This is a genomic window from Candidatus Bathyarchaeia archaeon (assembly GCA_035283685.1).
Lineage (GTDB): Archaea > Thermoproteota > Bathyarchaeia > Bathyarchaeales > Bathyarchaeaceae > DATETJ01.
Map to the genome: position 1 here is coordinate 119,073 of DATETJ010000008.1, position 20,159 is coordinate 139,231.

Sequence of the window (20,159 nt, forward strand, 5' to 3'; positions counted from 1 at the left end):
TATTGTAGGCCGTCTTCTCCTTTCTCTCTCTCGATGAGGCGCAGTCACGCTGTTGAGCCAACACACAATGAAGCCCGCAAAACCATCGCAAGCTCCAAGCACAATAAGAAAGCGAGTGGCCCGCCAGAGGTGCTACCGATGATGGATCCTGGGCTGCAGCTGAATTAGAGGCGCTCTGCAACAACCAACCAAATGTAAGTTGGAGTCAAGAGTGAGTTCTTTCGCAGCTTTATCGTGGCGAAATCAATTCTACAGGACAGTCAGCCATGACCTGAAGCTGCCAGAGATGGAGGAGATCCGAATCCTGAGTTTAGAGGCCAGGACGCTGAGAAGTCTTCGAAAGAAGCTCGTGTCAGAAAGATTCGATTAGAGCTTCAGTTCTCGGGCTGATTTCTCGCTTTGTTCTTCATTTAGCGTGCGACGAAGGATGTCGGCGTTGTACAGCCACATTAAGGATGATACAGCAGTCCTGCCGTTGCGCCCAAGAGCTGTGGCTTCATAATTGATCATCGCCTTCTGAGAGGAGAATATGGTGTCGACCAGTTTGTTCAAGGAAACGGATTCACAGGGCGCTGTGGCATCAAGCAAAGCTAAGTATTCGCCCATTGCTTTGTTCGCTCCTGTTTTCACAGCTTCGGCTCTGCCCAGATGGGACATGTGTTTGATAACCTGAGCGCGAATGTTAGGCTGTTCCTTGTGTATGGAGCCCATGGCTGTCCAAGCTGACTCGTAGGTTTTGTCTGTGCTGCCGTCATCAACAATTATGATTTCGCTTGGACCGCGGTAGTTTGAGGCGCAGTTGAACAGACCTTTGATGAAACTAGCTATGTTCTGCTCTTGGTTGTAAACTGGGGCAATCAGAGAAACCATTGGAAAGACGTGGCTTGCTTCAGTTATGATCTCATGTTTTTCGACTTTTGGGCTGACGAGTTCATCAAGCCACAATGCTCCGAATAGAGTGTTCAATACAACTGCTATGACGATGACTGCAAAGGCTGACCAATCAAGAAACAGGATTTTGCTGGCCATTAGGAGCAGGGCTAGGATTCCAAGAAGTGTGAAGGATAGGTGGAACAGGGTCATTAGTTTTGGGAAATTCAAGGGTCAGGTCGTCTTCTCTACTAAAACCAGAAGGCCAGCGACTTAAATGGGTTCTTGGTATTTCAGCAATATTCTAGTAACAAGAATATCTGAGCAAAAATAGAAGGAGATGAGTTGTGGATTGAGTTGTTACCGTGTGGGCGGGATCGGCTTTACAGCTGCAGAGGGCACTGAAGTTGGGGTTGCGCCCTTTCTTCGTTTTCGTCTAATGTAGTAGGCGCCTCCTCCTGTCGCGCTTGCCAAGATTGCTATTGCTGCTAGGATCCATGCAAGTGGAAACGCGGGTGCTGCTACACTGAATTCTTGTGTTAGGCTCTGGGCTCGGTTGTCAACCATGTCGATGGCTTCGACGTAGAATTCAACTTTGGTTTCGCTCTGGTTCGATATAGTAGCTGTCCAATTGGCGCTGTTGATTACAGGTGTCATTGATACGTGTTTCCAAGCGTTCATTGTGCTGTTTTTGAACCATAAAACGACCATTTTGATTCCGCTGGCATTAGCGGGTTCGTTGACGGTGGCATTCACAGTAACTGTCTCGCCTGATCCTGGCTCTCTGGGTTGCCAACTTGGCAGGTCAATCGTGGGTGAATATGGATCGTCGACGATGTAGGAGTAGAGCGCAGATACTGCCCAGTTGCCAGCTTTGTCTGAAGCGTAGATGCGATACTGGACGGATGCGTTGAACCGGAAGGGGGGAATGCTTGCTTCAAAGAGTCCAACGCTCAGGGTCATGGTTAGGTTTTGTTTGACTCCACCGCTTGAGAACCCTAGTATTACGTCTTTGAGTCCGCTTTCCAAGTCGATGACATTTGCGAGCACCTTGGCTGTTTCGTTGTAGGCTGGTGCGCGCTCGGGAAGTCTTAGAACGCTTGTTATTCTGGGAGGTTTGCTCTCCTCGGTGATCTTCAAAGAGACAGTGGTGTTGTGTCGTAGGTTGCCGCTCGTGGCTGTCACTGTTATTTCATGCTCCTTGAGTTCAGCTTTCATGTCAACAATGATTTTCAGTGATGCAGTTGCAAACCCGTCGGGTGTCAGAGTGACTTGACCCGGGGTCAGGCTCATGACGACATCCGGGATGAATTCGGGAGTTAACATCAGTGTGACAGATCCGCTGAAACCTTTCAATGAAGCTAGGATGATTGCTGTCGCAGCAGTCTCTTCTCGTTCGATTGTCAATGACGTTGGAAAGGCGTTGATGCTGAAATCAGGTGCAGGTGGAACTGGAGGCTGGGTGACAGTTAATGAGATGTTGACGCTGTGGTGAATAGAGTTGCTTTCTCCTGTTATGGTTAAGATGTGTGAGCCAACTGTGGCTGTGGTTTCCGCGTCCACTACTAGCACTGATATGGCATGCGAGTTTGGTGGCGGTATTACTGTGGTTTGATTCAATGTGGTGTTTACGCCCGTTATCTGGGCAGATGTCACAGCCAGACTGACTTCTTCGCTGAAGTCGTTGATTGAAGTTACTGCTATGATCGAGGTGTTAGACCTTCCTTGCTGGATAATCAAGGTTGTTGGAGACGCCGTGATTGCCCAGTCTTGACCTGGCGGTGGAGGCGTAGCTTCAATGATCTTTAGTGGGATCGTGACTTCGTGTTCTAATGAGCCGCTTGTGCCTGTTACAGTGATCTCGTAGACTTCTGGCGCAGTTTCTTGAGAAGCTTCAACCCGTAAAGTCGAGACTTCTGAACCGTTCACAGGCGGAGTTACCGAATCTGGATCAAGAGTAAGAGTGACTCCAAGAGCGGTTGTCGTTGCATTGAGCGCTAATTTTCTGTTGAAGTTGTTGATCGATGTTATCGTTATCTCTGTTGTATTAAAGCCGCCTTGAACCACATCTAATCTATATGGTGGAGTGCTGATCTCAAAATCTGCAGTTGGCGAGATTCCCCTAATCATTTCGATGATTTCGTCGACCAGCAGGAGTAAGTCATGTGGGTCTTCAACCCACGCCTCGATGGATTTTCTCACATCATTTACCATTTTGTTTAGAGCGCCGTTGAAGGCCCCAGCTTCAATCTGATGTATGACGGCGTTGACCTTGTTTTGCAGTGCAGTCTTTTCACCCTCGAGTTCATCGTGAAGTTTGTTCAGTTTGCCGATAATCAAGCTTGTGTCCGGGCTTGTAGCTGGCAATACAGTTACGACTGATGCTGCTAGAAATAGAACTAGTGTTGCGACAATCATGCTGAGTTTGCGTCTTCTCATTCTTCTCTTATCTCCATTCTAAAGCTCGTTGATTGTGTCTTTAACTTATATTTGGTTTTTGACTCGAACTTAAATGGGTAAGGTTGTAGTCTCTAGAAGTAAGTCTTATCGCAAGTCATAATATTCAAAATCCCGAAACATAGAACGATGGAATTCCTATGTAGAGTTAGGGTTTTTGACGCCACACTCTAAGAGTCTCATACCACAAGATTCCTGTGCTCAGCGCGGCAAACAACAGCCCGAAGAGGCTGTAGAAGTTGAACTCGCGCAACTGTGTCAAGTAGAACACGAGAAGCGTGGTGAGCAAAGCTGCATAAAACGAGTAACGAGGCAACATGAAGGACCCAAATCTAGTGAACTGCTTCAGCGCGCCCACTCGAACCTCTTTTTTCAGGCGGTATTCGCCGTTTGTCTTTTCAACCAGTCCCAGCTCTTCCAGTTTGGTCAGATGATACGAGGCTAGCGCTGGGCTGGAGAATTTTAAAGCCCGTTGTACTTCGCGAACTCCTATAATGCCTTTTTGCGACTTGAGGAGCTTCCAGTAAACTCGCAGCGTGTTCCCTCTGAGTTCACTTTCAACCTTGTCATTTTCCATGATTACCCAACTGTGAACGGTTCATTATTAGCTACGAGATCAAGATAAAAAGAAAATGGGGTTTTGGGAGGGGCGAATTACTCCTTAACCTGTGGTCCCGACGCCGACCATGTTGACCGGTGTCTTGCGTCTCCACTTCGCAATGTACAGTAGGACTGCGGCTGCTGAAACCACAATGATCAATGCGAGCATGAATGGTGCTGCGAACAATGGTGGCACGTATGCGCCAATTACGACAGGTAGAGCTTCGCTGCCCGATGGAGCCTGCACAGTGTACTTGGGAGTAGTGTCCACATCAGTTGTGTCGACGCCTATGCTTGGGTCGTGTTCCAGTGTGCCGTTGCCAAAGTACGGGTAAGCCATGAACAAGCGCATGTGGGCGCCGCCTGCAATGTAGGCTGCTTTAACGGGCACCATGTTGACGTCGCCTTGGTTAGGATAGTCAGTGATTTTGGCTGACGAGACAAACCTGAAGAATCCGCCGAGTGTGCCAGTTTCGTTGGCAAAACGGATTTTTATCATTCGTCTTGGAACGTCAATGGGCTTCTCATCTTCAATCTCTGTTTTGTTTTCTCTTATGTCTTCAAAGGAGTCATCATCTTCGATTTCCATGTGTGTTGCCGTCGAGTGTTCTTCAATCTCTTCTGGACGTTCTTCTGCCTCGTCGACAGTTAGTCTTGTGATGTTTATTGAGGCTAAATTGACCCATAAGGCTAGTCTGGATTTGCCCTCTGGAATTCTGATGTCAAATCCTTCTTGGTTCAGTCCTGACACGAGTTCTCTCAGAGCATCTATGTTCCATTCCCATTTGTTGACAACTAGGTCCATCTTCATTTCGCCGGCGTTCACGGTGTACTTGAAGTCTGTGCCTGGCACTGTTTCCTCGACAGTTTCATTGTAGAAGCGTACTCGTATCATTATGTTGTCTTCAGCGAACTCGAAGCGTGGCAGCCACACTTCGTCCAAAGTGAACGTGAAGGCCACGCCGATTGCTTTGCCTTCAGGTGTAGTAATATTGTGAATGTCGCTGAGTGCCCATTTTCCCGCGTCAAAGGGCAAGTATGGTTTGTGCCACTGGCTTTCCATGCGTTCCATGAACTGAAGCATCATCTGCTTTAGGATCATTAGTCTGAGCATGCCCATGTCGCCCAAACGTCCCCACCGATCTTCCTCAGGTTTGAAGTACCAGTCTTGGAATCTTTCGCGCCAAGTTTCCTGCCAAGCTTCTCTTAGGTGATTGTATGTTTCAGGGTTTCTGGGCAGAAGCGTGTGGTTGAAAGCGAACCATTCTATTAGACCTTGGAATTTAACCACGTACACTTGGTCTGGTTTGCTAGTGTACCACCATATGAACATTGGTTTTCTTCCGCCAGCGGGAAACAGCACTGTAATAATGTCTGAGTCCAGTCGGTACCAATTGCCCGGGATGACTCTGACATCATCGTCGTCACCGTTGTCTTCGCTTGCTGAAGTGGACAAAGCAATCAAAGGTGAAGCCAAAAAGACCATAAGTATTGACAGAACGATAGCCGCAAGCCAATTTTTCTTCATTTTCAATTCTTTTCACCTCTTTTATGCCTTGAAAACACGCCTGCGGGGTTTTGGTTCATTGTTTGTTGACTGGCACATGCAACCGAGAGTCATCGGGAGAGAGAAAGGAGAGATCTTTAAGGGCGTGTAAAAGGCTGAGAAACGCAGCTGCATTTGCCAAAGTCTCCTTGGTTTAAGGAGATTTTCAACCTCCCCGCATCCATTCGCAGGCCACTTTACGGGTGTTTTCAGGGTTTTTCACCGAAAATACCTTAGAAAAAGCTGGTTTTATCTCAATCGTTTCGAGAAAACTCGAATTTCGTTGTTGAAGGGTTCTAGAAACCTCGAACTCTAATGTTGCAGTGCATGAAGATGCCTCAGATTATGATTGCAGCTTTGAGCGAAAATAATAGTTCTTCCGTTATGTCTTGAGGTGTAATTCTCAACTAAAATCGGGTTTTCTCTTTCTTAGAAGTTTGCTTTCTAGTTCTTCCAGTCCATTCGTGTTTGCAGACATTGCACTTTTTCAGATCTACAGCAATTGTAATCTTCTTGCTTCCGCATTGAGGACATCGTTCTTTTCTACCCATTTGTTCTACATCTCTTCAGCCAGAGTGGTAATGATTGGCACTGTTATTACTGATATGTCATTTCAGGTTTATATTAAGGATTCAAGGCAGAAGCTTCTATTATTAAGCAAGGATTGACCAATTGCTTCTGTGTGTGTGCATTAAGTTATTAATGCAAGTCGAAAGAAATAACAGATTGGGAATAGAAAATGATGAAATGCCCTAAGCATAAGGTGGATTCGGCTTCGTACAGAGCTGCAGTGATGGTTTGTCCTGAATGCGGCAGAATACTGGATGCTGAGGAGCTATTGAGGCTGCTTAAACGACTTGGGTTCAGCAAAGGACTCGTTAAACAGGTTCAGACTGAAATCGGAAAAAGAAATCTTATGAAAAAGTCAAAGCAGAACTGAAAGAACTAATAATACCCAAAGCACAGTCATAGATATTCCATAGTCATTGGCTCAGAGGAATTTCTTTATGGAAAGTGAAGTGAGAGGTCGACTGGAGAAGGAATTGGACAGGTTGTTGAAACCAGAAGTAATCGAAATGATAGTTAAGATCTCAGAGAATCTTCCTCTTAAGTCAGTTGAAGACTTTTGTTTTGGATACATTGTTGGAGACATTGTTGTTGGAGCTTTTGAAGAGTCGAGAGTCAGGTATGGAAGAGACGTTAGTCTGGAAGAAATGGACGAGGCTCTGAATCTAATCTACAGAAGGGCAATCGAAATCAAAGGCGCCATCAAACTAGCAATGGGAAAATAATAGCGCCTGCGAAACCTTGAACTTCTAAATCACACGACCCAGCAAGATCAAAACAACGATGTTGAGGTACAGGATGACAAGTGTAATGATAATCGAGCGGTCTAGACGTAGACCTTTTCCAAAAGAGAACGCTGACGAAATCAGCAGTAGCGTCCAGACTTGAAATGTGAGCAGTACAAAACGGGGAAGCCAAAAAGACACAGGTGGCACGAGCGTTGTAATGTAAGGAATGATTAAAACGTAAACGTAGGGAAACAGCGCCAGCGGCAAAGCTGCCACGCCAATACAAGCGAAAAGCTGGAGGTCGCCTCCAGTTCTCCTAAACAAGACGTAAATCATTGCATCTGCCAACAGGAACAAGCCGACCCAGTAGAAAAGGAACATAAGAACTACGTTCTCAAAGCTTCGTGTTGATGAAAAATAGAAGAAGAACACGGGCTCCTGCCTAGCCACGGCTGAGCCAACCGCGCCCAAAATCAAAACAGCAATTGAGATAGGCAAGAAAAACCGTAGACGAACTGATTGAGAAAAAACCGGCGAGAGAAACAGCCAGCGTCCCAAGCGATGGCTTAACGCTTCACTTCCCATCTTCAGAGCGGGCGACATATTGCCGTCTTTCAACGTGCGGTATAGCAATTGTCCACGGTCGTTCAGGCTGTATTTTCGACTCTTATCTTGAGTCATGAAATCGGACAGCATGTCAAGGTGGTAGTAAACCGTGCCTACGCCCAAGCCGAGGTTGCCGCGAAGTTCTTTGAAGCCGATTTTGCCCTGCTCACCCAGCAACTCAATAATCTTCCGTCGCGCCGGGTCACGCAGCAATGTGTAATACCGCGAAGCCTCATCAGTCACAGAGAAAGACCATCACCAATCTTCTTTTTCAATGTCTATTGAATTGATGGGCGCTAGCTTAAATTCTTACATCATCAGACTTAAAGTAATGCTTGAGCGAGTTAAGTAGAAGGGAAAAGATTGCAGTTAGAGGTCTTTGAAAAAATCGAGCATTTAGCTGACAAGATGAAAATAGTAAAGGGAGTTGTGGGCGTGGTGCTTTTTGGAAGCTATTCGAGAGGTGATTATGATGAAGGAAGCGATGTTGACCTTCTCGTCGTTTTTAATGATAAAAATGCATTGGAGGAGGGCTTGAAGGAAGTGTACAAGACGACATCTCAAAGTGCCCTGTTCTTTCAGGTTATCTGTTTAACCGTTGACGAGTTGAAAGGCTCTCTGCTTTTGGAGTCGGCTATGCGTGAGGGAAAAATTTACTATGCAAATGAAGACGTGAAGAAATTGCTGACTCCGACTCACAAACCTTACGGTCTCATAACTTACAGCACGGCAAACCTAAGCGCTAAAGAGAGAGTGTTGTTCACTCAAAAACTGGAGGGAAGGGGCAAGGGCAAGTATAGGTATGAGGGACTTGTAGGCGATTTAGGCGGGTATAAAGTCGGAAGAGGAGTGATGATGATTCCAATCGAGAACTTAAAGACCATAACACAGCATTTAGAGAAAAAAGGAATAAACTACGTCATAAGACATGTCTGGGCTTGACAAGATTAGAAGCTGTTAGAATCCTGAATCATTGCTGAAAAATTGAGATAGGACATGGCCTAACCAGCAAGTTCAATGAGAATATTCGTCAATTCCTGTGGGTGCGTAAGCATCGCGTCATGACCAGACGCTAATTCTCGCACCTCCCAGCCGTCCGATCTCGCTTTAGCAGCAAAACGTGCCATCATAGGCAGGAATGGCCCACTCGTGCAATGTATGTACGCTCGTGGAATAGCTCTGCTCGTGGGACTGCTAGCTGGAGGAGCTTGGACGTAAGTGCTCATCGGTTGCGGCACAAGTCGTGCAGCAACCCAGTCAGCCATTTTCGTATCATTAATACCAAAGACAGATAGTGATGGAGGAGGACGCATTTCATTACTTTCAGACGGGCGAACGAACATCCGACCCGCAGAAGCCGCTGGGGGCCAAAGGTCAACTTCGCTTTGTCCATCCGAGGGCACATAGGCATCAAAGTAGATCAATTTTGCTATTCGCTCTGGCATCCTCGCCGCAACTCCAGTGATGACCATACCCGCGTAACTGTGGCCGACCAACGTGACTCTTGAGAGGTCTTCACAGAAGAGTAAGTTGGCGACGTCCTCTATGTGAGTGTTCAAATCCACTCCACAATGCAGGAGGTGTGATTTCGCTCCAATGCCAGTCAAAGTTGGCGTATGCACATCGTGTCCCAGATTCCGCAGCATTGGCGCAACAAAGCGCCAACACCATCCTCCATGAAAAGATCCATGTACCAAGACGAAAGTCGTCATTCTTCCACCACAAAAATTTTGGCTAGGTAATTGAATGAGCTGTCAACTATTAAGCCTTCGGAGTGCTCAGGTTTGAAAGTTTTTTGAGTAATCTGGAGGGGCTATCTTCTTGAGGCCTTTGAGCTTCAGTAGAAAGCATAATGAGGCTGTCAGATTATTCAACAAGTCCACCGTGCCTAGACGTCTTTGGGCCTTGACTCTTCTAGCGCAATATGCTACGATGCGGATGCAGCGCATGCATCGAATGTTGTTTCATAAAGCATAAAGCTGTCAATGAGGATGTTGTATTTGACAGCGCAAGCTCAGTGCGGCCTATTGAGAGGATAGAGAGTTGAGAAGTTTGGCTTTAGGAAGGGTTGGCTTGGTTTTTGGTGTTTGGGTTTTTGTGCTTTTCGTAGCAGTGTTTGGTGTGGTGTTTAATGTTTCGTTGGTTGGCGGGAGCTTCACGGCTTCTTCAGAAAGCAACGAGCCAACGTTCAATATGCCTTTTTATGGCGACGCACTTATTGCTCCAGATCTGTCATCGAGTCTTCCCAACGTTCTTTCTTCTCCGTCGTCTCCTTCTCCGGGTTATTATGAGACTAGCGAGTATCTCATTGGCAAAGTTGCAGTAGGTGTGATCCTTTTAGAAAGCGACGCATCTATCGATCCGCCCACTGAAAGTTGGACACCAGCCCGAGAATCTCAAGTGGTGAATGAGATACAGACCGCTTTGAATTGGTGGAGTCTCCAAAATCCTTTAACAGGCGTAAGCTTCGCCTTGACGTTGAATTATCGTGTTCCTACGAGCTACGAGCCCGTAAATCGCCCCCACACAGACGAGGGTTTGTGGATTAGGGAAGCAATGAACTACCTTGGCTACTCCGGTGCCCATTATTTCACTCAGGTGCGCGACTACGTCAATGATCTGCGAAGTAATGCAGGTGCAGACTGGGCTTTTGCGATGTTCATAGTTGACAGCTACAACGATCCCGATGGTAGTTTTACAGATATGACGCCCGGGGGATGGTTTTGGTTTGCTTATGCATACCTAGGAGGCCCTTTTCTTGTAATGACCTACGACAATGACAATTGGGGCATTGACAGAATGGATCGTGTGACTGCTCATGAGACGGGCCACATATTCTACGCCACTGATGAATATGACGGCAGAACAGAATATAGTGGCTATCTCAACGTTCAGGATATTGACGGCTCAGGTGCTCTGATGGATAAAAACGAGTGGTGGCTTTCCTCAGGCACTTGGAGTCAAGTTGGATGGCGTGACACTGATAGCGACGGCTTACAAGACATTGTAGATACGTTTCCTAATACTGATTTGAATGCACATTCGCCTGATCCGACCGCCATCCCAGTCCTTGCATACGACGGAACTGTTACGGAAATTCCCTATCCTAACAACAATCCACGTGGCACAAGTAGAGATGTAACAATCAACACTATTACTCGAGTTCAATTTAGAATAGACTCTGATGCTTGGATCAATGCAAATGCAGCTGATGGTATTTTTGACGAGGCGGTCGAAGAATTCAGGTTCACTACGCCGTCGCTTTCATTAGGTAATCACACAGTTGAAGCACGAGGAATCAGTTCGGTTGGGAATACAGAAACGTCATATTCCAGCGATACCGTTACGGTAGACTACATCCCACCAACAGCATATCAGGACTACGATGGCTTATGGAAAACTAAAAACTTCATCATTAATCTAACTGCAACCGACAATTTTAGTGGTATAGCTCGAATCTCCTACAAGATCAATAATGGACCCATCAAAACTGTGAGTGTTTACGGACAACCACTCATAGCAACTGAAGGAACCAGCAACACATTGGAATATTGGAGCGTAGATAATGCTGGCAACGAAGAGGAGCATCACATTCTAACTGAAATCAAACTGGATAAGACAACTCCTACCGGCACCGTCTTGATCAATAATGGTGATCCTTACACGGCTTCATCCTTCGTGACGTTAACTTCAACCGCAACTGATGCCACATCAGGTGTCTACCGAGTTAGATACAGCAACGACGGCGTATGGGAAACGGAACCATGGGAAACTCCTTCGCTGACAAAAGCGTGGACTCTAGTACTTGGAGAGGGAACAAAAAACGTTTACTATCAAGTTAAAGACAACGCTGGCTTAACTTCGCTCACTTATCAAGACACAATCATAATGGACGCAACAAAACCCACAGCGAATGCTGGCTACGATCAAACAGTCAGCGAAGACACACTTGTTGAGTTTGATGGCTCAGTCTCAACAGACGCGAACGGCATCGCATCCTACACATGGGCGTACGCCGACACAACACCAATATCATTGAGCGGGAAAAATCCAACATACACTTTCGCCACTCCAGGGGTCTACGCGGTCACGTTGGAAGTGAAAGACCCAGCAGGCAACTATGCAACCGACACAGTCATGGTTACGGTGCTCGACATCACTAGGCCAATAGCTAACGCTGGTCTAAATCAGACCGTAAGAGAGAACACTTTGGTCACGTTTGATGCGACAGCCTCCTCGGATAACGTAGAAATCGCAAGCTATACCTGGGCATTTTCAGACGTAGGCATACCGCAGACCCTAGACGGTGAAAAGCCAACCCACACTTTTGAAACACCAGGCACATACAACGTCATTCTAAACGTCACAGACACTGCTGGAAACTGGGCAACAAACACAATAACCATAACTGTCTTGGATATCACAAAGCCATTAGCCAACGCTGGACAAGACCAGACAGTAAACGTTGGAGCAAAAGTAAGCTTTGACGGAAGCAGCTCGACAGACAACGTTGATATCACCCGTTACGAGTGGAACTTCGGAGATGAAACAACTGGCGCGGGCAAAACAACAACCTACACTTATGCAAGTCCAGGGACGTATATTGTAACATTAACCGTTGAAGACGCAGCAGGCAACACGGCCACTCACCAAGTAACCATAACAGTGCTCTCAACCGAAGCCTTTCCCATGTGGATGGTGGGCGCAGCCGTGGTAACAATAGCAATAATCGCCGTAGCAACAGTCCTCTGGAGAAGACGAAATAAAACACCGCGCAACTAGTGAAAATTCGATACGTGGATCTTCGCTCTAGCCCTGTGCATCGCGACGTTTTTGGGCATTCACTTACTAACCCAATATGCTACGGCGCGAATCGATCGCGTACGCAAATGGAAGAGAAGCTGGGCTTCAGTTCAACCAAAATATCAGTGATTTATGGGTGAACCCGTAACTCGATGCATTTTCTTGTAGGTGAAAACGTCAGGCTTGTAATACAGCCTGCTTCGAAACCCAGTTGCTTGAGAATATCTGTGCACCCTCTTACGTCATCTCTGAATACGCAAATCCGCTTGCAAGCGGCGAAGCCGACATTCAAGTAGTAGTTAACAAACATGCGGCGAAGACTACTACTTCTGAACAGAAACCCGCTCGGTATTATTACTGTTTCCAAGCGAAAGTTAATAACATCTGAACAGAAACCCGCTTCCGCAAACCATTGCAGCCAGCATCCAAGAAGTTGTTGTGACAAAGTGACTACTGAAGGGCAACAACAACTTCCATACTGCCAGCAGCCCCTTCAGCACTGTTTAAAGCACGGTAGAAGAAGGCTAAAGGGAAAAGTTGCCTTCTTCTTTTGAAATCTCTTTCACCGTAGCGCCATAAACATAGCACATGTTAGTGTTTCTTAGGCAGCGTCAACACTAACATCCACGCTTCCGGACAGCTCAGCCCTCATTATCTGGATGTTGATGTCACTAGGAACAGTTTGACGACGACATCCATACAGTCACAACCCGCGTAACCATGGCTTCACAGAACCTCACAATACCATGGGTTCTACTGTTCAACTTCATTGTACGATAGTGTTCAAAACTGTTGCATTATATCCACCGCCCCCTAATGTCCTTGTACGATTGGAGCGTGAAAACAGACAAATGTCCGACAGCATACACGACATCGGCTTCTTCGCCGCCATAGGAATCCTCTTCGCCGTTCTAATAATTGGCAGCTTCGCAGTTGCAGGCTTCAAATTCCCATCACTAAGGCTGCCAAGCCTACTTTCAAACAGGGGCACCTTAACCATCAACATAATCGACAAACCAGTTGAACTGGAACACCTCAACATAACCATAGACCGACTCTCAATACAAAAAGCAGAGGACAATGAAACATGGATCGACCTAGAACTAATCGACGGCGAACCCATCTACTTCGACCTACTAGCGCTGCAAAACGTGTCACTAACCCTGTCAAAAACCGAAATCCCCGCAGGCAACTACACCATGATAAAAATGCACATACTAACAGCCAACGCAACATACCCAGACGGCTCAACCGCTGAACTAAACGTGCCCAGCAACAACATCAAAATCCTACTAAAACCACACCTAATCATGCAAAGCGGCGCAGCCATCACAGTCACAATTGACTTGGAACCAGAAACAGCCAAAATAGCCATAAGCCACAGCCTAAACCTCAAACCCACCATGAAAGCCATGGTCAACGGATAAAAACCATAATCCAGACCGCGAACACAATCCCTCCTTCCATCCCCCCTCTTCCCTTTTTTCAACACCCTCAAACCCCAGAAAACCCAACAAACTCCACCCTGAACCAGCGCGATCGCCAACATGCCAATAATCACGCATAACCATGTTGAACCGCACCACAAACCATGCAGAACCGCACCACAAAAACGACTCAAACAGAGCCAGAAACACCACCCAGAAACCGAAACAGCGACTCGGCCACAAACAGAAAACCCCGGCTTTTACCACAAAAAAATTTTTCTGCACTCATACTAACCCTCGTCAGCCACAGCAAACTATGCATTCCACAATACTCCGCGTTTCGTAATACTAGTTAAATCTTTTAAGCAGAAAACACTACTTAAGACACAAGAAACCAGACTAAAGAGAAAGGTGAAAACGGCAAAAATGAGCACTAAGAAATCATTAGAGGAAGACATAACCAGAATACTCACAGACCCAAAACTCTCAGCCATCAAAACCATGATCGAAAAAGACCACGCCATCGACTGCCTCTTCCTACTCCTCATGAACAAAGGACGATGGAAAGAAGCCAAAGCCTACATGAACAAACATAAACGAACGCTGAGCGACGGCACATTCCGCGCCAGAATGATAGAAATCGAACACCTCGGCCTAGCCAAATCAACACAAATAGACCCCCTCAAAAAATACTACACCATCACAGACCAAGGCCACAAAATCGCCACACTCCTACTCCAAGTCATGGAACAAATCTAGCCTCCACGAAACCCCTCATCCCACATTCTTCTTTTTCTTTCTCAAACGCCCATGCATGGTGAGGGAAAAGGTTAATCTGGTGTATTAAGACGTAAGATTTAAATCTTAACGATGCGCTATGTTCTACGTGAACTCCTAAAGGAGGGATTGTAAAAAAATGAGGAAGATATTCAAAAGTAAGAAAGCTTTGAGTCCAGTAGTCGCAGCCATCATACTGATCGCAGTGACAGTCGCCGTCAGCATCGCCGTAGCAGCATGGATGGGCGCCTTAACCTTCACATTCATGAAAACAGAGGAACTGAAGGTGCAGAGCCATACGTGGGCAACAAACAGAACATCAATCAGCCTGACCATGAAAAACACGGGCACCGGAGCACTCACAGTGACCGAAGTTAGAGTAAACGATGTTGCAGTCAGCAATGTGACAATAGGTGTAACACCGTTGGGTTCAGGTTATACAATGGATGCAGGAGCCTTAGCAACCTTCACAGTGGATGCACCTGTGGGTTCAGCAACATTCACTTCAGGCGTCAAATACGAGTTTGCAGCGCTCACAGCGACAGGCAACAAGTTCACGTATGTTGCCACAGCACCATAGCTGCTCCAAAATTTCCCATCCAATATCTCTTTGTTTGAATGGGGGTAGGAAAACTCCTTCACCCTCTTTATCTTCCCTTAAGGGGGTAAATCCATGGTCATCGAACTAAAAGAATACGAATCCGCCACCGCAATAGCCAAAACACTAGACAGCGAAATCGTCCGCACAAAAAGCATGCTAGGCGAATACCTACGACGCCTAGACGAAATACGAACCCTAGCCGAACGCTCCAAAAAAGTGCGCGACGTAGTCTTCAAACTCGCTGGAAAAAAGGCAGCCGCCAACACACTGGGAGAAATCACAGTTGGCGATTTAAACGTCGTATTAGACGCTAACCCATTCCACGAACTAACAGCCATTGAGGAAGCGGTTCGAAGCCAACAAGACCGCCTCTTAGTCTTGCAAAAAGCACGCGAAGCCCTAAAATGGGTCGACCAAATCGAAGACACGGAAGGCCTAAGATACATAGTACTGGAAAACGACGGCGTGCCCGCGCGAATTCTGCTGAAAATATCTTAGAACCTATGGAGTGAACGTCTTTGAACGAGGAAGTCTACAACGTAGCCCTAAAGAACGCGCTCAATGGAATCAAAGAAGCCCTAACAGATCTAAACTGGTCCTTCATTCTAACAAACGATGGAACAATAATCACCAACGACGAGAACGCTGTTGATCCAGCTATCGCAAAAGCCGCCAGCTCCTTTCATGTTCTCGCTGAAAAAGCTGCAGCAATAGGCGGCTTGGACAACATGCTAATCAGCGGAGACAAATGCAAGGTTTACGTATCCTCTGTAAACGACATGTACTTGGTTGCAGGACTGGCAAAAAACGCCGATCTGGTCTATTTCCGCGCTATCACGAGCGCTGTACTTCCCACTGTTCTGAAGGTTCTTGACAGCGTAGCCTCCCCTCTGTCTACTACCCCTACCCCATTCAAACCCACGCCCATTATTCCCTTTCTATCGACCAAAAGCCCAGAGCATACTGTGGAAAAGTCTACTCTGCCTAGACCCGTAATCGATGAGGAAGCTGTAGAGGAAGAGGAAGCGGTCGAAAGTGAAGAGGTCGAGGAGGCTGAGGAGCTTCAAACATCTGAGCTTGGCACGCGTGAGAGAGAAGAAGAAACCACGAAGCGGTCCCAGGAATTGCCTTCTCAGCAGTTGATAGTGGACAGATTCAGCGGTTTGATGGTAAAATCCGACACAGTGCAACTGGACGCTGAAATCTTGAAGCGTTGGAGCGAGGAATTAGACGTCGAAAACATCGGCGAAGTCGACGTCGAAACCTTCAGTGGCAGAACCATTCGCTGCAAGACTAAAGTGATCAATGATCCAAAGCTGGAGGGCAGAGGATTGATCAGGATTCCTGAAAAAGCGTGTCAGTCACTTGATGTGAGACGCGGAGAACTGGTTAGAGTGAAGCCAGTGGCCCCGCAGGAGAGCGACTAAAATGCCCGTAACCAAGAGAAAAACTGTGCAAATTGAAGAGGAAGAAGAGGAGCAGGTTGATTGGGCTCCGAAAATCGATGAGCAGATCAGTGTTAGTAACCTGCGTGCATCTTTGGATAGGGTTAAGTCAAGAGAGGGCATCATAGGCTACATTATTAGAGGTCCGACTTCTGCTTCGGTCGATGTTAAGGATCCGAGCAAAATAATTGATTATGCGGCTCTGTCGGCTGAGGCCATGGAGTCAAGTGAGTACGTGTCTGAGGCGCTTGATTTGGGCAAGGTTGCTTGCGTGGTGTTAGAGGGCAGGAACGCTAAGATATTGTTGTTCAAGAAGGGTGAGCAAGAGCTCACGGTGTTTATGGAGAAAAGCGTGGATCACAACGCCATTTTCAAAGAGTTATCGTAGCGTCTTGGGTTTTTTCACGTTTTCTCGGGGGATTATGAGGTTGGAAAGGAAGAGGTTTTTCAAGTTTTCTTGAATGTTCCTCTTTCTCTTTTCAGCCTCATCCCTAGACGCTTTTTGTGTTTTGTTGGTTGTTTGTGCAAATTGGTAATTTAGCGTTACTTTGGGGTACTTGCGGCAACTTAGTGTAACGGTAAGTACCTTGGTGTGATTTTCTAGTTGTTTTTTGCTGTTGGTTTTTGTGTTGTGTGGTTTTTGGGGTTGGATGGTAAACTATAATAGATGAGGTTGATATTCAGAGTTGGATAGGTTTGTGGCTAGGTGGGTTTGAGGTTGAAGGATGACGTTTTGATTTCTTATGAGCCTTTTAAGCAGGTTGTCGTTATGGAGTATATGCGTTTTAAGTCGTCTGATGAGTTGGCTCGTTTTTTGAATGTGGCTGCTGGTGGTAAGTCCACTGGGCTTTATTGGGCGAATGGTGTTGCGTTTTTTTATTATCCTTTGGCGAGTAGCACTGAGTTGGCGACTAGGGCTTTGATTGATGAGAAGAAGGTTTTTTGGGCGTTTGTGGGTTTTGCGGTTATGCCTGATTATCGTCCTATAATTGAGACTAAGGAGAAGATTATGATGCCTATTATTGACTTGAGTTCCAGTCCTTTGTTTACGAAGGCTACGCAGTGGCTTAAGGAACAGCCATAGTCTATTAGTATGAGTTTGGAAAATTTTTTTTGTGGTGAAAGTTCTACTTTTCTGTTTGTGTTTGAGGCGCTGATTCGGTTTCTGTATGGTGTTTTTGGCTCTGTTTACTCGTGTTTTAGCGTGACGTTCAATGTTGCTAAGCGTGACGTTTAATGTTGGTAAGCGTGACGTTTGCCTATGTTGACGGGGCTTTGTGGGAAGAGAAATTTCAAGAGAAGAAGGCGTTATGCCCCTTATACCTTCTTCTACCAGTGTTGCGGGTTGTGCTTGGACAGTTGCAGATTGAACATGCAGACGCAAACTGTTTGTAGCGGTTTGAATTTTCATGTGTTATTAATTTCCGCTTGGAACAAGTAATAATACCGACGTTCTGCTTGTGGGCGTGTGGCTGTGTGTTTTGAAGTTGTTGTTGACGTTGAAGAGTTTGCTGCAACAACTTTTTGGATGTTGGTGGCGGAGTAGGTTTAGAAGTAGTAGTCTGCGCCGCGTGTGCGTTGACTACTTCTTTTATGTTGGCTGCAATGTTGTGGAAGCGGTTTCTGTTTCAGATGTTATCAGCACGTCTGCGACTTGGATGTAGAAGAGGGCGATTTGGTCTGGCTTCAATCTTGGATGGGTTTTCAATGCTTTCTGCAGTGTTTCTACGGAGTTGTTTCCGTCAGCTATGATTTTCCCTTTGTGGAGGGCTACGTGTTTTCCGCGGAATTTCTCGTATTCCTGCGGACTTATTTGTGGAGCTTGGTAGACGTTTTCTGGCACAACTGGACCCCTGTGGCTGGTTGAAGCTTTTATGCTCATCTTCTAGTGTGTGTTCACAGTTACTAAAGATTTATGGCGTGCAGGGGGAAGGGGTTATATCGGTTTTTGTTGTGATTTTGTCGGTTGTTGGTTTGATGGTTGTTTAGTGTGGGGAGGGCTGGGAGGCAAGGTGGGATTATGAAGCGGCTAAGGGACCTAAAGAACTGGTTGTTATTGAATCCGTTAACCAAGAGCCAAAACGGATGGAAGAAGCAATAGGTAATCATGTGTTTCAAGGCAGGGAGAAGGAAGTCATCGATAAGACGTTATTGTGGTTGGATTGGCTAAGCGCCTTCTGAGGTCCGTTGTGGGTCTTTTGGCAAAGGGCTTCTTCCTTGGCATAGTTCAAACTAAGCGTGGCGCACTGGTTAAAGCTATTCAAGTTGTTTCCCTGCCAGCTATAGTCGCGACTATTGCCGCGGTTTTAGTTGCGACTATTGGGAGAGCGCGTGCTTTATTCGTCGAACGCGTGGTCGGCTAGGCTGGCGCGCGATTGTTTTTTCTTTTTATAAAGATCTTGCTACTCTAATCGCAAGTCATTTATAAATGGCTTGCTAGTGAAATACGTGGGAATCCTTATGGCTTTGTCTGAGCTTAGTGATCAGAATCCTTGGTGGAGAGATGAGACTGCTATTAGAGCTGATGGGCTTATCTTGGCGTGGGAAAACTCGTCTTTCAAGTGGAGACCGAGGATCAGTGAGACTTTCTGTTGGGATGCTAACGTTGTTTACAGTCTGCGTGGACCGAGACAGGTTGGCAAGACAACGCTGATCAGACTTAAGATAAGAGAGCTTTTGAGGAGTGGAGTTGACGCACGCCGTGTTTTCTATTGGGCTTGTGACCAAGTTGACAGCTTCGCGAAGTTGAGCTCTATAATCAGTGAGTATGTGGATTGGGCTCGGAGATTTTCCAAGGATAGGTTGTATCTGTTTCTTGACGAGGTATCTGCTGTCAAAAATTGGCAACGTTCTATCAAGTATCTTTATGACATCGGCAAATTGAGCAGATGCTTAGTTGTGCTCACCGGTTCGCATGGTCTCGACTTGGAGAAAGCTACTGAGACTCTTGCTGGAAGGCGAGGCGAAGTCGACAAGATTGCAGACAACATTCCAGATAAGGTTTTTCTGGCTGCCAAGTTCTCTGAGTATGTAGAGACGCGTAGTGTCCAAGTGCTAAGGGTTCTTCGGGATCTGAGGCTTCTTTCGATACGAAACAGATCAATGTTGCTGCGTGATTTGTCAGAAGGAAAGATACCTCGTAGCTTTCGTACTCTCGAGCCGCATCTTAAGGATTTGCAGGGCTTTCTTGACGATTATCTTGTCACTGGTGGAGTCCCACGGGCCGTAAACGAGCATGTTTCGGAGGGAACTATTCCGGTTGTTGTCTACAGTGACTATGTGAGTTTGATCTTGAGGGACATTTCCAGATGGGGTGGCAATGAGGCGTTCTTGAGACAGATTACGCAGCGGCTAACGGAGACTATGTCTTCTCAAGTTAGTTGGAATGCTTTGAAAGAGGAAACTGAAATATCTACGCATGACACTGTTCGCTGGTATGTTGATGCACTTAAGAATAGTTTTGTGGTTTCTTATGTTCACCAGCTTAACAGAGACAAAGGCGTGCCCTATTACAAGAAGGCGAAGAAGGTCTACTTCAATGACCCGTTCATTTTCCATGCTTTGCGGTGGTGGGCTTTTGGTAGAAAGGATCCTTTTCAAGAGGCTGTAGATTTTCTTAAGTATTCTGAGAATAGGAGTAGACTCGTGGAGTCTGTGGTCTGTAACCATTTGATTCGGCTGATGTTCAACATGGAGCCAAGTCCACAGTTCGATTATGCGACAAAGCTGTTT

General features: G+C 46.4%; 20 protein-coding genes. 13 read left to right on the plus strand and 7 right to left on the minus strand.

Features of this window, described 5'->3' with window-relative positions:
* Nucleotides 1-366: 366 nt before the first annotated feature.
* From VJ249_06545 to VJ249_06560, 4 genes are all read right to left on the minus strand, one after another.
* On the minus strand, nt 367-1,101 hold the full coding sequence (locus tag VJ249_06545; protein ID HKZ94219.1) for a glycosyltransferase: 735 nt from the start codon (nt 1,099-1,101) through the stop codon (nt 367-369).
* Between the two features lie 129 nt (nt 1,102-1,230).
* The gene (locus tag VJ249_06550; protein HKZ94220.1) at nt 1,231-3,309 is read right to left on the minus strand and encodes a hypothetical protein; all 2,079 of its coding nucleotides are present in this window, start codon (nt 3,307-3,309) and stop codon (nt 1,231-1,233) included.
* 166 nt (nt 3,310-3,475) lie between these two features.
* Nucleotides 3,476-3,904, minus strand: coding sequence for a hypothetical protein (locus tag VJ249_06555; GenBank protein HKZ94221.1), 429 nt, complete (start codon nt 3,902-3,904; stop codon nt 3,476-3,478).
* A gap of 84 nt (nt 3,905-3,988) precedes the next feature.
* Nucleotides 3,989-5,461: a hypothetical protein gene (locus VJ249_06560; GenBank protein HKZ94222.1), complete on the minus strand. Its 1,473-nt coding sequence runs from the start codon at nt 5,459-5,461 to the stop codon at nt 3,989-3,991.
* A 751-nt stretch (nt 5,462-6,212) separates the two neighbouring features.
* Between VJ249_06560 and VJ249_06565 the strand changes: the two genes are divergently transcribed.
* A complete protein-coding gene (locus VJ249_06565) occupies nt 6,213-6,413 on the plus strand; it encodes a hypothetical protein (protein ID HKZ94223.1) in 201 nt (66 codons plus the stop codon).
* A gap of 67 nt (nt 6,414-6,480) precedes the next feature.
* Nucleotides 6,481-6,765 (plus strand): hypothetical protein, encoded by a 285-nt coding sequence (locus tag VJ249_06570; protein ID HKZ94224.1) that lies wholly within the window; start codon nt 6,481-6,483, stop codon nt 6,763-6,765.
* A 24-nt stretch (nt 6,766-6,789) separates the two neighbouring features.
* Here the strand turns inward: VJ249_06570 and VJ249_06575 are convergent, their stop codons facing one another.
* Nucleotides 6,790-7,617, minus strand: coding sequence for a winged helix-turn-helix domain-containing protein (locus VJ249_06575; protein HKZ94225.1), 828 nt, complete (start codon nt 7,615-7,617; stop codon nt 6,790-6,792).
* 120 nt (nt 7,618-7,737) lie between these two features.
* Between VJ249_06575 and VJ249_06580 the strand changes: the two genes are divergently transcribed.
* Nucleotides 7,738-8,316 carry a nucleotidyltransferase domain-containing protein gene (locus VJ249_06580; GenBank protein HKZ94226.1) on the plus strand — a complete coding sequence of 193 codons (579 nt, stop codon included), beginning with the start codon at nt 7,738-7,740 and terminating at the stop codon, nt 8,314-8,316.
* 59 nt (nt 8,317-8,375) lie between these two features.
* Here VJ249_06580 and VJ249_06585 read toward each other — a convergent pair whose 3' ends face one another.
* Nucleotides 8,376-9,086 (minus strand): alpha/beta hydrolase, encoded by a 711-nt coding sequence (locus VJ249_06585; protein ID HKZ94227.1) that lies wholly within the window; start codon nt 9,084-9,086, stop codon nt 8,376-8,378.
* Between the two features lie 331 nt (nt 9,087-9,417).
* Here VJ249_06585 and VJ249_06590 point away from each other — a divergent pair, with 331 nt between their 5' ends.
* From VJ249_06590 to VJ249_06625, 8 genes are all read left to right on the plus strand, one after another.
* A complete protein-coding gene (locus VJ249_06590) occupies nt 9,418-12,156 on the plus strand; it encodes a PKD domain-containing protein (protein ID HKZ94228.1) in 2,739 nt (912 codons plus the stop codon).
* 872 nt (nt 12,157-13,028) lie between these two features.
* Complete coding sequence (locus VJ249_06595) at nt 13,029-13,604, plus strand: DUF4382 domain-containing protein (protein HKZ94229.1); 576 nt, start codon at nt 13,029-13,031, stop codon at nt 13,602-13,604.
* A 426-nt stretch (nt 13,605-14,030) separates the two neighbouring features.
* The gene (locus VJ249_06600) at nt 14,031-14,363 is read left to right on the plus strand and encodes a hypothetical protein (protein ID HKZ94230.1); all 333 of its coding nucleotides are present in this window, start codon (nt 14,031-14,033) and stop codon (nt 14,361-14,363) included.
* A 157-nt stretch (nt 14,364-14,520) separates the two neighbouring features.
* Entirely contained in the window at nt 14,521-14,961 is a 441-nt protein-coding gene (locus tag VJ249_06605) for an archaellin/type IV pilin N-terminal domain-containing protein (GenBank protein ID HKZ94231.1), read from the plus strand.
* 93 nt (nt 14,962-15,054) lie between these two features.
* A complete protein-coding gene (locus VJ249_06610; GenBank protein ID HKZ94232.1) occupies nt 15,055-15,480 on the plus strand; it encodes a hypothetical protein in 426 nt (141 codons plus the stop codon).
* A gap of 20 nt (nt 15,481-15,500) precedes the next feature.
* The gene (locus VJ249_06615; protein ID HKZ94233.1) at nt 15,501-16,409 is read left to right on the plus strand and encodes a hypothetical protein; all 909 of its coding nucleotides are present in this window, start codon (nt 15,501-15,503) and stop codon (nt 16,407-16,409) included.
* A 1-nt stretch (nt 16,410) separates the two neighbouring features.
* The gene (locus tag VJ249_06620; GenBank protein ID HKZ94234.1) at nt 16,411-16,815 is read left to right on the plus strand and encodes a hypothetical protein; all 405 of its coding nucleotides are present in this window, start codon (nt 16,411-16,413) and stop codon (nt 16,813-16,815) included.
* 330 nt (nt 16,816-17,145) lie between these two features.
* Nucleotides 17,146-17,511, plus strand: coding sequence for a hypothetical protein (locus VJ249_06625; protein ID HKZ94235.1), 366 nt, complete (start codon nt 17,146-17,148; stop codon nt 17,509-17,511).
* A gap of 507 nt (nt 17,512-18,018) precedes the next feature.
* Here VJ249_06625 and VJ249_06630 read toward each other — a convergent pair.
* The gene (locus tag VJ249_06630) at nt 18,019-18,309 is read right to left on the minus strand and encodes a DUF5678 domain-containing protein (GenBank protein HKZ94236.1); all 291 of its coding nucleotides are present in this window, start codon (nt 18,307-18,309) and stop codon (nt 18,019-18,021) included.
* A gap of 280 nt (nt 18,310-18,589) precedes the next feature.
* Here VJ249_06630 and VJ249_06635 point away from each other — a divergent pair, with 280 nt between their 5' ends.
* Together VJ249_06635 and VJ249_06640 are read left to right on the plus strand one after the other, a co-directional pair.
* Nucleotides 18,590-18,790, plus strand: coding sequence for a hypothetical protein (locus VJ249_06635; GenBank protein ID HKZ94237.1), 201 nt, complete (start codon nt 18,590-18,592; stop codon nt 18,788-18,790).
* A 76-nt stretch (nt 18,791-18,866) separates the two neighbouring features.
* Nucleotides 18,867-20,159, plus strand: a 1,293-nt coding sequence (locus VJ249_06640; GenBank protein HKZ94238.1) for an ATP-binding protein, incomplete at its 3' end; no start/stop codon positions are given.

Bases quoted from the DNA above. Each gene is read 5' to 3' on its own strand.
- VJ249_06605 (HKZ94231.1), top strand. From the start codon at position 14,521: ATGAGGAAGATATTCAAAAGTAAGAAAGCTTTGAGTCCAGTAGTCGCA.
- VJ249_06600 (HKZ94230.1), top strand. From the start codon at position 14,031: ATGAGCACTAAGAAATCATTAGAGGAAGACATAACCAGAATACTCACA.
- VJ249_06630 (HKZ94236.1), bottom strand. From the start codon at position 18,309: ATGAGCATAAAAGCTTCAACCAGCCACAGGGGTCCAGTTGTGCCAGAA.
- VJ249_06595 (HKZ94229.1), top strand. From the start codon at position 13,029: ATGTCCGACAGCATACACGACATCGGCTTCTTCGCCGCCATAGGAATC.
- VJ249_06585 (HKZ94227.1), bottom strand. From the start codon at position 9,086: ATGACGACTTTCGTCTTGGTACATGGATCTTTTCATGGAGGATGGTGT.
- VJ249_06550 (HKZ94220.1), bottom strand. From the start codon at position 3,309: ATGAGAAGACGCAAACTCAGCATGATTGTCGCAACACTAGTTCTATTT.
- VJ249_06565 (HKZ94223.1), top strand. From the start codon at position 6,213: ATGATGAAATGCCCTAAGCATAAGGTGGATTCGGCTTCGTACAGAGCT.
- VJ249_06620 (HKZ94234.1), top strand. From the start codon at position 16,411: ATGCCCGTAACCAAGAGAAAAACTGTGCAAATTGAAGAGGAAGAAGAG.
- VJ249_06570 (HKZ94224.1), top strand. From the start codon at position 6,481: ATGGAAAGTGAAGTGAGAGGTCGACTGGAGAAGGAATTGGACAGGTTG.
- VJ249_06555 (HKZ94221.1), bottom strand. From the start codon at position 3,904: ATGGAAAATGACAAGGTTGAAAGTGAACTCAGAGGGAACACGCTGCGA.
- VJ249_06610 (HKZ94232.1), top strand. From the start codon at position 15,055: ATGGTCATCGAACTAAAAGAATACGAATCCGCCACCGCAATAGCCAAA.